Raw genomic sequence first — 12,537 nt, 5'->3', positions numbered from 1 at the left:
TACGCGGATGACCGAAAAAGTAATTCTTCTCGAAGGGATCGACCCGGTGGAGTTTTACGGCCTCGCCGATGCCAACATCGAAAAAATCGGCGGTAAATTTCCGAAACTGAAAATCGTGGCGCGCGGTTCCGCCATCAAGGTGATGGGGGAGGAGAGCGAGATCGTGCGGTTCGACAAGAAGCTTGCCGAACTGCTGGCTTATTACGAGCGTTACGGCCATATATCCCCGCAGGTGATCGACCAGATTTACGACGGGGGACTCTCTGCGGTGCAGGACGATCCGGAAGACCAGCATGTGATCGTCTACGGCAACAACGGCCTGGTCGTCCGGGCGCGCACCGTCAACCAGGAGCGCCTGCTGAACCTGTACGACCGCAACGACCTGATTTTCGCCATCGGCCCGGCCGGTTCGGGCAAGACTTATACGGCGATCGCGCTGGCGGTTCGGGCGCTGAAGAACCGCGAAGTGAAACGCATCATTCTGACGCGTCCCGCCGTGGAAGCCGGCGAAAAGCTCGGTTTTCTGCCCGGCGACATGAAGGAGAAACTCGATCCTTACTTACAGCCGCTGTACGATGCGTTGAACGACATGATTCCGGCAGCGAAACTCGGTAAATACGTGGAAGACGGCACGGTGCAGATTGCGCCGTTGGCCTATATGCGCGGGCGGACGCTCGACAACGCTTTCGTCATCCTGGACGAAGCGCAGAATACGACGGTCGCCCAGATCAAAATGTTCCTGACCCGCATGGGGCGCAACGCCCGGTTTATCGTTACCGGCGACATCACGCAGATCGACCTGCCGCGGCGTAGCGATTCGGGTCTGATGCCCGTTGTGGAGATGCTGAAAGGGATCGACGGTATCGGGATCGTCGCATTCGACAACCGCGACATCATCCGTCACCGGCTGGTAAAGCACATCGTGGAAGCCTTCGAACGACATGCCGGCAACTCCGAGAAAGAATGACTCGAAACATATAAATCGAAACAAACATGACAAAAGCAATCGTAAAAACCGATTTCCGGTTTGACGGGCAGAAGAGCCTGTATGAAGGAAAGGTACGTGATGTCTACAATATCGACGACCAGTATTTGGTGATGGTCGTGAGCGACCGGATTTCGGCGTTCGACGTCGTCCTGCCGAAAGGGATTCCCTACAAAGGACAGGTGCTGAACCAGATCGCGTCGAAATTTCTCGACGCCACGTCCGATATCTGCCCGAACTGGAAAATCGCTTCGCCCGATCCGATGGTGACGGTCGGTTACCGCTGCGACTCGTTTCCGGTCGAGATGATCGTGCGCGCTTACCTGACCGGCAGTTCGTGGCGGGATTACAAAGCCGGCGCCCGGGAGATCTGCGGCGTGCCCATTCCGGACGGAATGCGCGAACACCAGCGTTTCCCGCACCCGATCGTCACGCCGACGACCAAGGCCGAGATCGGCGAGCACGATCAGAATATTTCGAAAGAGGAGATCATCGCCAAAGGACTGGTTTCGAAGGCCGATTACGAAATGCTCGAAAAATACGCGTTGGCGTTGTTCGATCGCGGAAGCAAGATGGCTGCCGAGCGCGGCCTGATCCTGGTCGATACGAAGTACGAATTCGGCAAGAAGGACGGCGAGATCTACCTGATCGACGAGATTCATACGCCGGACAGTTCGCGCTATTTCTATGCCGACGGTTACGAGGAACGTTTTGCGAAAGGCGAGCCGCAGCGTCAGTTGTCGAAGGAGTTTGTCCGCGAATGGCTGATGGACCACGGTTTCCAGGGGAAGCCCGGACAGCAGGTTCCGCAGATGACCGACCAGTTCATCGGGAGCGTCAGCGACCGGTACATCGAGCTGTACGAGAAGATCACCGGCGAGCAATTCGTCAAGGACGAAGCGGCCGATATCACTTCGCGGATCGAAAATAATGTAAAGAACATGCTGGCACGGCTGCGCTGAGGTTTGTTCGGAGAGCTTAGATAAAACGGGTTTTTATGAATACGAATCTGGATGGGCTTTCGCCCCGCGAGGTGTGGGAAAAATTCGCCGAGATCGCTCGTGTGCCGCGTCCGTCGCGGCACGAGGAGGCGATTCGGGCGTATCTGGTCGCCGAAGCGCGGACGCACGGCATCGCCTGTACGGTCGACGATGCCGGGAACGTGATCCTGCGCAAACCGGCTACGCCGGGCATGGAGTCCCGCAAGGGGATCATTCTGCAGGCGCACATGGACATGGTTCCGCAGAAAAACGGCGACAAGCGGTTCGATTTTACGAAAGATCCCATCGAAGTCCGTGTCGACGGCGAATGGGTAAGGGCCGACGGAACGACGCTCGGAGCCGACAACGGGATCGGAGTTGCTGCGATTTTGGCCGTTATGGAGTCTGAGGACGTCGTGCACGGGCCGTTGGAAGCGCTGATCACCGCGACCGAGGAGACCGGCATGGACGGGGCCCGCGGTCTGAAAGGCGGAATGCTCGACGGCGAGATACTGGTTAACCTGGATTCCGAGACGGAGGGCGAACTGTATGTCGGATGCGCTGGCGGTTTGGATGCTTCGGTGCGCATGACGTATCGTGAAGATATTGTTCCTGAAGGATATAAGGCTTTCTGGATTGCGGTAGGCGGTTTGAAAGGTGGACATTCGGGCATCGATATCCATCTGGGACGCGGCAATGCGAATCGGATTTTGTTCCGGCTGTTGAGAAAGTGCGAGCGGGAGTGCGGCTTGCGGTTGGCGTCGGTCGACGGCGGCGGCCTGCGCAATGCCATTCCGCGTGAGGCGACGGCGACGGTTGTCGTTCCGGACGCTGTCTCGGATGTTTTTCGGACGCTGGCCGCCGGTCTCGAATCGGTGTTGAAAGAGGAGTTCCGGGGCGTCGACGATGCGGTGACCGTTCGGATTACGGATGCCCGGCGGCCCGATTCGCTGATCGACCCGCAATCGCAACGGCAATTGATCCGGGCCGTACGCGGATGTCCCGACGGCGTAATCCGGATGAATCCGTCGATGCCGGGGCTGGTACAGACTTCGTCCAACCTGGCCCGGGTCACCGCCGGAAGCGGGGAGATTCTGGTGCACTGCCTGTTACGCAGCTCGCTCGATAGCGAAAAGGCCGATCTGGGCGACCGGATCGCCGGGGTATTCGAACTCGCGGGAGCAGAAGTCGCGCTCGAGGGCGGTTACGACGGCTGGAATCCGAATCCGGATTCGCCGATTCTGCATACGATGATCGCGTCGTACGAGTCGCTGTTCGGTCGCCGACCGGTCGTTACGGCCATCCATGCCGGACTGGAGTGCGGGATCATCGGTACGAATTACCCTGCGCTGGATATGATTTCGTTCGGCCCGACGATCCTGCACCCGCATTCGCCCGACGAAAAAGTGAACGTCGCGTCGGTCGGCCGTTTCTGGCAGTATCTGCTGGCCACGCTCCGCAATGTACCGTTCAGATCGTAAAGGTTATGGAGACGTTCGATAAATGGTTTGCCATCGTCAATCCCGTCGCCGGAAGCGGCAAGGGACTGAGCGACTGGCCGCTGATCAGCAAGTTATTGCGCGATCACCACATCGTGCCGGAGTATGCGTTCACCGAACGCAAGTACCATGCGATCGAACTGGCCGTCGAGGCGGTCAACAACGGTTTCCGCAAGATCATGGTGGTCGGCGGCGACGGGACGATCCACGAGGTGGTCAACGGCCTGTTTATTCAAAAGGCGGTTCCTACGACCGAGGTGCTGGTAGGCGTGATCGCCGTCGGTACCGGCAACGACTGGATCCGGATGTTCGGGATTCCGCGCAAATATTCCGAAGCGATCCGGGCGATCGTCGAAGGACACTCTTTTTTGCAGGACGTCGGCGTGGTTTCGTACCACAAGGCGACTTACAAGCAGGAGCGTTATATGGCCAACGTGGCCGGGGTGGGCTTCGACGCCGTCGTGAACCGTCGTTACAACCACCTGAAAGAGGAAGGGAAGCGGGGTAAATGGCTGTATCTGTGGAGCACGCTGAAAGCCCTGCTGCGCTACTCTTCGACCGGCGTCAAGGTGTATGTCGACGATGAATTGGTCGTTAACGACTTGGTTTACAGCGCTACGATCGGGATCGGCAGGTACAACGGCGGCGGGATGTTACAAACGCCGGACGCCGTGGCCGACGACGGGTTGTTCGACCTGACCGTGATTCGCAAAATGAGCTGGCTCTCGGTGCTGTTCCATTTCAAGGTGCTGTTCAACGGGAAAATTTACAGGTTGAGCAAGACGAGCCTGAACCGGGGAAGGCGCATCCGGATCGAGTCGTCGCCCGAGATCGCGCTGGAGGTTGACGGCGAAGCGCTCGGATATTCGCCGTTCGAGTTCGAGATCATCGACCGCGCCGTCCGGGTGGTCGTGGCCAAACGCTTCCTGGAAGAAGGAAGCGCCGGCAAGTCCGTTGCGGATAGAATTTTGGAAAATAAAAAATAAAACGATATTTTTACGAACTAACCTTAACAAAACCAAAAATGAAAAAAAATCAACTTTTATCACTGGTTTGCGCGGCGTTGTTTTTTATGGGCTGCGGTGAAAAACCGGCGGGCGTCGTCGATTTGACTGTCGAGTTGCAGGAGAACCCTATCGGGCTCGACGAGCAGCATCCCCGTTTCGGATGGCGGATCGAATCCGATCAGGACGACGTGATGCAGACTTCCTATCGGATCATGGTGGCTCCTACGAAGACCGATCTCGACAAAGCGGAAAATCTGGTGTGGGATTCGGGCGTCGTTTCGTCCGACCAGTCTACGTTCGTTCCTTACGCGGGATCTCAGCTCGAATCCCGCAAGGATTACTACTGGAAGGTGCTGATTACCACCAATAAGGGCGACTCGCTGTGGAGCGATGCCGCGCAGTGGTCGATGGCGCTGCTCGATGACGGCGACTGGCAGGCGCAGTGGATCGGGATCGACAGTTCGCTGAACGCGACGGATCGCCTGACCGGCGACAGCCGTCTGGCCGCCCGTTACCTGCGCAAGGAATTCCCGGTGGAAGGGAACGTCGCTTCGGCGCGTTTATACATTAGCGGACTGGGCTTTTACGAATGCTACCTGAACGGCCGCAAGATCAACGAGGACATCTTCGCACCGACGGCTACCGACTATACGAAGTCGGTCAACTACAATGTTTTCGACGTGATGGAGTTCCTGAAGGACAAGCAGAATACGATCGGGGTGATCCTCGGCAACGGGCGCTATTTCTCGATGCGTCTGGGCGATCCTTCTGCCGGTTTGCTCGGTTCGCTGCGTCAGTTCGGCTACCCGAAGCTGCTGGCACAACTGGAAATCACTTATAAAGACGGTTCGAAAACGGTCGTAGTCAGCGACGACAGTTGGAAACTGACCACCAACGGCCCGATCATCGCCAACAACGAATTCGACGGCGAGGAGTATAACGCCAATTATGAGATGAAGGGCTGGAACGAAAACGGCTTCGACGACAGCGCGTGGATGCAGGCCCGGAAGGTAGGCGCTCCGGGAGGCGAATTGGTCGCTCAGCGCAATCCGAACATCATGACGATGGATACGGTGGACCCGGTTTCGATCAACCAGTTGAACGACAGTACCTACATCGTCGATATGGGGCAGAATCTGGTCGGATGGCTGGCCGTAACGCTGAAAGGGCAGAAGGACAAGCCGATCAAGATGCGTTTCTCCGAAACGCTGAAGGACGACGGCAGCCTGTATATGGACAACCTGCGCGGCGCGCACGTGACCGACATCTATACGCCTGCGTCGGACGGCCTGTTTAGCTGGGAACCCCGTTTCACCTATCACGGGTTCCGTTTCGTAGAGATTACCGGACTGAACTACAAGCCCGAGTTGAAAAATTTCAAAGGGAAAGTCAATTACGACCGGATGGAAACGGTCGGTTCGTTCGAGTCGTCCGATTCGACGATCAACCAGATTTACCACAATGCGTTCTGGGGTATTCGCGGCAATTACCGCAGTATGCCGACCGACTGTCCGCAGCGCGACGAGCGTATGGGATGGCTCGGCGACCGCGCGATGGGTTGCATCGGCGAAAGTTTCATGTTCCGTCATGCGCTGCTTTACGAAAAGTGGCTGAAGGATATCGAACAGATCCAGAGCGAAAACGGTTGCGTGCCCGACGTGGCTCCGGCTTTCTGGACGTTCGACCAGCACTCCGGCAACGTAACCTGGCCCGCCGCTTACATTTGCGTGGCCGATATGTTGTACAACCAGTACGGCGACAGCCGCCCGATCAAGGAGCATTACGCTTCGATGAAAAAGTGGATGGATTTCATCCGCGACACGCAGATGAAGGATAATGTCGTTATCAACGACGTGTACGGCGACTGGTGTATGCCTCCCGAAAGCCAGGAACTGATCCACTCGGCCGATCCGGCCCGCAAAACCGACGGCCGCCTGCTCGCGACCAGTTTCTACTACCGTTTGTTGAACATTATGAGCAAATTCGCCGCAATCAGCGGCAACGAGGCCGATATTCCGGCTTACCAGGAGCTCGCCGCCAATATTAAGAGCGCTTATAACCAGATGTTCTTGAATGCCGAAACCGGTCAGTACGCCAACAACACGGTGACGGCCAACATCCTGTCGCTGATGCAAGATCTGACCCCCGATTCGTTGCAGGGCAAGGTGTTCGAAAATATCGTGGAAAAAACCCAGGGCGAATTCGACAGCCATGTCAGCACCGGCCTGATCGGAATCCAGTTCCTGATGCGCGGCCTGACCGAGCACGGCAAGGGCGACCTGGCTTACACGATCGCTACGAACCGTACCTATCCGAGTTGGGGTTATATGATCGACAAGGGCGCCACGACGATCTGGGAATTGTGGAACGGCGATACGGCCGATCCGGCGATGAACTCGGGCAACCACGTGATGTTGCTGGGCGACCTGATGACGTGGTATTACGAGAACCTGGCCGGGATCAAGAGCGATCCGCAGCAGGTCGGTTTCAAGAAAATCGTTATGGCTCCCTATTTCCCCGACGGGCTCGATTGGGTGAACGCGTCGTACGAATCGCTGTACGGCCCGATCGAAAGCAATTGGAAGAAGGGTGAGAACGGACTTTCGTGGAAAGTCGTAATTCCTGCCAATACGACGGCCAGCATCCGCATCCCGGCCGCATCGGCCGATAAGGTCACCGAAAGCGGCAAGCCGCTGTTGCAGAATCCAGCGGTGAAGTCCGTCAATGCGGCCGACGGTTTCGTGGTGGTCGAAGCGGGATCGGGAACTTTCGATTTCCTGGCCGGGAAATAAGCTTACGTACCGAAAAAACAAAAGACCCCGCCCGATCGAACGGCGGGGTTTTTTGTAAGCCGGCTTTTCCGTTTGGACGGTCGAATGCGTAACGACCGGAATGCGCGGGAATGGGGACAGGCTAAAATAAATGCCCTGCGAACAACAAAAATCTGTTTTTTGTGTTATATTTGCAAGACGAACGGGCTTTCGGGAAACGCGAATCGGGGCCCGGACCGCAATAACCTGAGTGTGAAACCTAATATGTAAATTATGCTTAACTTACCTTTGTTGATAATGGGTGTGATCGGGCCGTGGCAGCTTTTAGTGATCGTGGCGCTGGTCGTTATTTTCTTCGGTGGCAAGAAAATTCCCGAACTGATGCGTGGCATGGGACGCGGTATCAAGGAGTTCAAGGACGCTATTAACAAGGATTATACGGCCGAAGCTCCCAAGAACGAGACGACGGCTCCCTCTGCGCCCGCTGCAAAACCGACCGACGAGACTACCAAGAATTAGAATCTTGCAGGATACGGCAGGGGCCCGGGCCTTTGCGCGGTTCTACGGAACCGCGAATGTGTATCGTATGCTAACCGTTTGAATATTATGACCGATAAACAGGAAAAGTCATCCGATAACGAGATGACTTTTTTTGAACATATCGATGCTTTGCGTCCCCATTTGGTGCGTGGTTTTTCGGCGTTGTTCATCATCATGATCGTCGCATTCGTCGCCAAGAAGTTTATCATCGATATGGTGCTGATGGGGCCTCAGTCCCCCGACTTTCCGACCAACCGCTGGCTGTGCGAGTTATCGCACCGGCTGTTCGGCGACGACACCTTGTGTATCAACCATATCAAACTGAATATGGTGAATACGGCGCTCGGCGGGCAGTTCAACCTGCATATGCAGGTGTCGATGGTGACGGGCGTCGTACTGGCGGTTCCCTACCTGCTGTGGGAAATCTGGCGCTTCGTGGCTCCGGCCCTGACCAGCTACGAACGTTACAAAAGCCGGATGTTCGTGTTCTACGTTTCGGTGTGCTTCTTTTGCGGACTGTTGTTCGGCTATTTTCTGATCGTTCCGCTGTCGATCAATTTTTTCGCCGGTTATCAGGCCAGCGCCGATATTACGAACATGATCGACGTGCGCTCGTACCTGACTACCGTACTGACCGTGTCGGTGGCGTGCGCCGCAGTGTTCCAACTGCCGTTGCTGATCTATTACCTGACGCAGATGGGTATCGTGACGGCCGCTTTCCTACGAAAATACCGCCGACATGCGATCATCCTGCTGACCATCGTTTCGGCGGTAATCACGCCGCCCGACCTGTTCAGCCTGGTGCTGGTAATTCTGCCGCTCTATTCGCTGTATGAGCTGAGTATATTCCTCGCCCGCCATGTCGAACGGAAAAAGGCGAAAGAGGAGGCTGCGAACGGTTATCCGGTGGACGTGCCGCAGGAAGACCTGGAAGAATAACCGCTTTCGTTATAAAATAACGAAGAGGAGCGCATTCCCATGCGCTCCTCTTTTGTTATACCGGAAAAAGATTATTCTGAATCGCCGGACGTTTCCGAATCGTCGTCGAGGTAAATCTCTCCCATCAGCGAATCGATCTCCCGGCGTTCGCGTTTGGTGGGGCGGCCGGTTCCCCGGTCGCGCTGTACGAAAACGGTCAGTTTCGGGATGTGCAACTTGTCCAGTTCCGCCTGGGACGTCAGATTTTCGACGTAATCGGGCACATTCTTGGCCGGTTGCCGCGAAGAGACCATCGCCGCGACGCGGTATGTGTAAGTGACCGGCATCTTCTTTACGGTCACCGTATCTCCGACTTTGATCTCCCGCGAAGGCTTTACGAAAGCTCCGTTGATCAATACCCGGTTCGTGCGGCACGCATCCGCCGCATCGCTGCGGGTCTTGAAGATCCGCACGGCCCACAGCCATTTGTCAACTCTTACCGAGAAATCTTCGCCCATCGTTTTGTCTTATTTGTTGTTGAATGCGTTCATCGTTCGTTCGAGTCCGGCCGTTGCGAACGACCGGATGACCTCTCCGGCCATATCGAGCCGTTCGGGCAGGGCGTCGGCCTCCTCTTTTGTCCAGGTGCCGAGGACGTAGTCCACCTGAAACCCTTTCGGAAAGTCTCCGCCGATCCCGAAACGCAGCCGGGCGTAGTTGTTGTGCCCGAGCGATTCCGCGATGTTTTTCAGTCCGTTGTGTCCTCCGTCGCTTCCTTTCCCGCGGATGCGGAGCGTGCCGAACGGCAGGGCGATGTCGTCTACGACGACGAACAGGTTCTCAATCGGGATTTTTTCGGTCTTCAGCCAGTAGCCGACGGCTTTCCCGCTGAGATTCATGTAAGTCGACGGTTTCAGCAGGATGAAGGTGCGCCCTTTGTATTTCAGTTCGGCGACCGATCCGTAGCGGCCCGTTTCGAACGCTACGCCGGCGGCTTTCGCCAGCGCGTCCACCACTTTGAACCCGATGTTGTGGCGGGTTTCCGTATATTCGGCTCCGATGTTTCCGAGCCCTGCGATCAGATATTTCAATGTGTCGGATTTTTAGGAAAAAAGCCCTGTCGCTTCCCTTACAGGGGCTTCGCGACAGGGCGTTTTGGTATGTCGGTCGTCGCGGTCGTTCCGCGGTCGTCCTACTTCGCTGCGGCAGCTTCGGATGCGGCGGCGCCTCTGGCGGCACGCGTCATCTTAACGGCGCAGATCGCAGTCGACGCGGGGGTCAGGATCGCGATGTTGTCGTATTGCAGGTCGCCCACGAAAATGCTTTTACCCAGGCCGAGTTTGGTTACGTCCACGACGATTTCGTCGGGCAGGTTCTCCATGGTGGCGCTGATGCGTACTTTTCGTTTGCTGAGGATCAGCTTACCGCCCAGTTTGACGCCTTCCGAGTTGCCTGTCAACTTCACGGGAACGTCGATCGAGATCGGTTTGCCGGGGATTACATGGAAGAAATCCACGTGCAACACGTTATCCGTTACCGGGTGATACTGTACTTCGCGCATTACGCCTACTTCTTTTTTGCCGTCGATGTCGAATTCCACGAGGTACGACTGCGGGGTGTAGATCAGCGGCCTTAGCGAACGCGTTTCCACTGCGAAATGAATGGTCTCCCCGTTTCCGTAGATTACGCACGGCACCATGCCTTCTTTACGTACGGCTTTGCTCTCTTTTTTGCCGAATGCGTTACGTTTCACGCCGGCGATTTTGATCGTTTCCATAATTTTGATTGTGTTTGTGTTATCCGGCGCTACTCAGAAACAGAAGAGAGATTCGAACTCTGTCGCCCCATCGCGCCTTTTGCAGCCGCAAAGATAGGATTAATAACGGGAAAATAAAAAAAATCGAAAAAATTATGTCCTGATATTTTGGATTATTCCAAATTTGGTTACCTTTGCAGCACTTTTACGGGATACACGTAAAGGGCGTTCTCAAAAGAATGATCCGGACGGAAAAAAGTTTTGGACGATTCGGAAAAAAGTTTTATCTTTGCAACGAAGTTTTAGGTTCATTTTAGGTTAGTAGTTTTAGGTTAGTAGTTTTAGGTTAGTAGAAGGAAAATGCCGCAGAAGTGAGATTTTTCTCTTTCTGTAGCTTTCCTTTGAATTTTGAATGAACTTTATTCCTGTTGTAAATAAGATATAAGCCCAGATGGTGAAATTGGTAGACACGCTACTTTGAGGGGGTAGTGTCGGTTTACGACGTGCAAGTTCGAGTCTTGTTCTGGGCACGGGAACCGAAGGGTTTGAGTTTTTTGAGGTATTGGATTGCCCAGGTGGCGAAATGGTAGACGCGCTAGTTTCAGGTACTAGTGTCAGTGATGATGTGAAGGTTCGAGTCCTTTCCTGGGCACCGTTTGAACTCCTAAGTTTTCGGACTTAGGAGTTTTTTATTTCCGATCGTTCGCCGGATTCGGGCGCAGGCCGATGGCGTTTTGCCCGTTTTTGAGACTCGGGTGAAGTTTATTTCCGAAAAGTGATTCCGAAACCGGGAAAAGATATATTTTTGTAGGTCATAGCGGGATTGCGGAGCGTCGTGCGTGTCGTCGTCCCATAAATTTATCGAACGAATATGGGTTTACTGTGTATTTTCTTGCAGGCCGTCGCAAACCTTCCGGCAGAGCCGGCCGCCGCGGTTCATAGCGAGAGTTATTTCAGCCTGTTGATGAAGGGGGGGCTGATTCTGATCCCGATTTTCCTGCTGGCGGGTTTGGCGATTTTCATTATTTCCGATAAATGGTACATGCTACGCAAGCTCGGAAAGCACGACAGCCGGGCGTTCGGCTACCTGCTGAAACTGATCTATGCCGGCGATTCCGATAAAGCCGGCCAATTTGCCGCGAGCCGGACTTTCCCGTCGTTCAAGGTGGTCGCAGCGGGATTGAAAAACGACAACCGGACTTTGCAGGACGTCGAAGAGTCGATGCAGATTCAGGCGCGTTTGCAGATTTCCAAAATGGAAAAAGGGATGAATTACCTCGCCATTACCGCGTCGGTCGCGCCGATGCTGGGTTTTTTGGGAACGATTTTCGGGGTGATCCGGATCTTCTACGACATTTCGAAGTCCGGCGTGCTGGATATTTCCACGATTTCGAACGGTCTGTACGAAAAAATGATCTGCTCCGGTACCGGGCTGCTGGTCGGGATCATTGCCTATTCGGGGTATTCGCTGCTCAATAACCGGATCGACAAGATCGTGTTGCAGATGGACGTTGTCGCCAACGAAGCGCTGAAGGCGATCCGCGCCGACCGGGATCACGCCGTTAAACCGTAACCGATGAAAATCGAACGCAGAAAAACAAGGCTCGCCGAGGTGTACACGGCATCGTTGAACGACATCATGTTCTTCCTGCTGCTGTTTTTCCTGATTATCTCCACGATGGTCACGCCGGTGGCGCTGAAGGTGATGCTGCCGCATTCGAGCACGGCCGAGAAGGTGATTACCAAAAAGAATATCATGCTGGCGGTCACGGCCGACCGTCAGTATTTCATCGACGACCGGAAAGTGGAGTTCAAGGAGATCGAGCCGGCGCTGGCCTCGATGGTCAAGAACAAGAAAGAGGGGAATGCGGAGATCGAGTATGTCGTCTTGCTGCAGGCCGACATGTCGCTGAACCTACAGCCGGTCGTAGATCTGATCGATATAGCGAACAGGCTTCAGTTGAAAATGTTGCTGTTTGTTGAGAAAAAATAGCCGGATGATCGATGCCGGAATGAAACTCTCCGGGCGTTCTTGCAACGCCCGGAGGGTTTTGTGTTCAGCGATCCGTCTCTTACGGAAC

General features: G+C 55.1%; 12 protein-coding genes and 2 tRNA genes. 11 read left to right on the top strand and 3 right to left on the bottom strand.

Annotation, left to right across the window (positions count from 1 at the left end; genetic code table 11):
- Positions 1-7 precede the first annotated feature (7 nt).
- The 7 genes from GFH31_RS05465 to tatC all read left to right on the top strand — a co-directional run bounded on the left by GFH31_RS05465 (position 8) and on the right by tatC (position 8,721).
- On the top strand, positions 8-967 hold the full coding sequence (locus GFH31_RS05465) for a PhoH family protein (RefSeq protein WP_055205295.1): 960 nt from the start codon (positions 8-10) through the stop codon (positions 965-967).
- Positions 968-993: 26 nt separating this feature from the next.
- Positions 994-1,947: a phosphoribosylaminoimidazolesuccinocarboxamide synthase gene (locus tag GFH31_RS05460; protein WP_153498307.1), complete on the top strand. Its 954-nt coding sequence runs from the start codon at positions 994-996 to the stop codon at positions 1,945-1,947.
- A gap of 35 nt (positions 1,948-1,982) precedes the next feature.
- Complete coding sequence (locus GFH31_RS05455; protein WP_118656791.1) at positions 1,983-3,446, top strand: aminoacyl-histidine dipeptidase; 1,464 nt, start codon at positions 1,983-1,985, stop codon at positions 3,444-3,446.
- 5 nt (positions 3,447-3,451) lie between these two features.
- Positions 3,452-4,450, top strand: coding sequence for a diacylglycerol/lipid kinase family protein (locus tag GFH31_RS05450; RefSeq protein WP_153498306.1), 999 nt, complete (start codon positions 3,452-3,454; stop codon positions 4,448-4,450).
- A 38-nt stretch (positions 4,451-4,488) separates the two neighbouring features.
- Complete coding sequence (locus GFH31_RS05445) at positions 4,489-7,263, top strand: glycoside hydrolase family 78 protein (protein WP_153498305.1); 2,775 nt, start codon at positions 4,489-4,491, stop codon at positions 7,261-7,263.
- Between the two features lie 252 nt (positions 7,264-7,515).
- Positions 7,516-7,761 (top strand): twin-arginine translocase TatA/TatE family subunit, encoded by a 246-nt coding sequence (locus GFH31_RS05440; RefSeq protein WP_055205300.1) that lies wholly within the window; start codon positions 7,516-7,518, stop codon positions 7,759-7,761.
- Between the two features lie 87 nt (positions 7,762-7,848).
- Positions 7,849-8,721 (top strand): twin-arginine translocase subunit TatC, encoded by an 873-nt coding sequence (gene tatC / locus GFH31_RS05435; protein WP_172970805.1) that lies wholly within the window; start codon positions 7,849-7,851, stop codon positions 8,719-8,721.
- Between the two features lie 71 nt (positions 8,722-8,792).
- Here tatC and GFH31_RS05430 read toward each other — a convergent pair whose 3' ends face one another.
- The 3 genes from GFH31_RS05430 to GFH31_RS05420 form a co-directional block, all read right to left on the bottom strand.
- A complete protein-coding gene (locus GFH31_RS05430) occupies positions 8,793-9,218 on the bottom strand; it encodes an RNA-binding S4 domain-containing protein (protein WP_055205301.1) in 426 nt (141 codons plus the stop codon).
- Positions 9,219-9,227: 9 nt separating this feature from the next.
- A complete protein-coding gene (pth, locus tag GFH31_RS05425; RefSeq protein ID WP_055205302.1) occupies positions 9,228-9,791 on the bottom strand; it encodes an aminoacyl-tRNA hydrolase in 564 nt (187 codons plus the stop codon).
- A 101-nt stretch (positions 9,792-9,892) separates the two neighbouring features.
- Positions 9,893-10,477, bottom strand: coding sequence for a 50S ribosomal protein L25/general stress protein Ctc (locus tag GFH31_RS05420; RefSeq protein WP_055205303.1), 585 nt, complete (start codon positions 10,475-10,477; stop codon positions 9,893-9,895).
- A gap of 424 nt (positions 10,478-10,901) precedes the next feature.
- On the opposite strand from GFH31_RS05420, the gene GFH31_RS05415 reads away from it, so the two are divergent.
- From GFH31_RS05415 to GFH31_RS05400, 4 genes are all read left to right on the top strand, one after another.
- Positions 10,902-10,986: transfer RNA gene (locus tag GFH31_RS05415), tRNA-Leu, on the top strand.
- A 39-nt stretch (positions 10,987-11,025) separates the two neighbouring features.
- A tRNA-Leu gene (locus GFH31_RS05410) sits at positions 11,026-11,108 on the top strand.
- A 219-nt stretch (positions 11,109-11,327) separates the two neighbouring features.
- Positions 11,328-12,029, top strand: coding sequence for a MotA/TolQ/ExbB proton channel family protein (locus GFH31_RS05405; RefSeq protein WP_055205317.1), 702 nt, complete (start codon positions 11,328-11,330; stop codon positions 12,027-12,029).
- 3 nt (positions 12,030-12,032) lie between these two features.
- The gene (locus GFH31_RS05400; RefSeq protein ID WP_055205318.1) at positions 12,033-12,449 is read left to right on the top strand and encodes an ExbD/TolR family protein; all 417 of its coding nucleotides are present in this window, start codon (positions 12,033-12,035) and stop codon (positions 12,447-12,449) included.
- The last annotated feature ends 88 nt before the right edge of the window (positions 12,450-12,537 follow it).

The organism is Alistipes sp. dk3624, assembly GCF_009557455.1.
GTDB lineage: Bacteria > Bacteroidota > Bacteroidia > Bacteroidales > Rikenellaceae > Alistipes_A > Alistipes_A hominis.
Note: the sequence above shows the minus strand (reverse complement) of the source record. Positions and strands in the feature narration are given on the sequence as shown.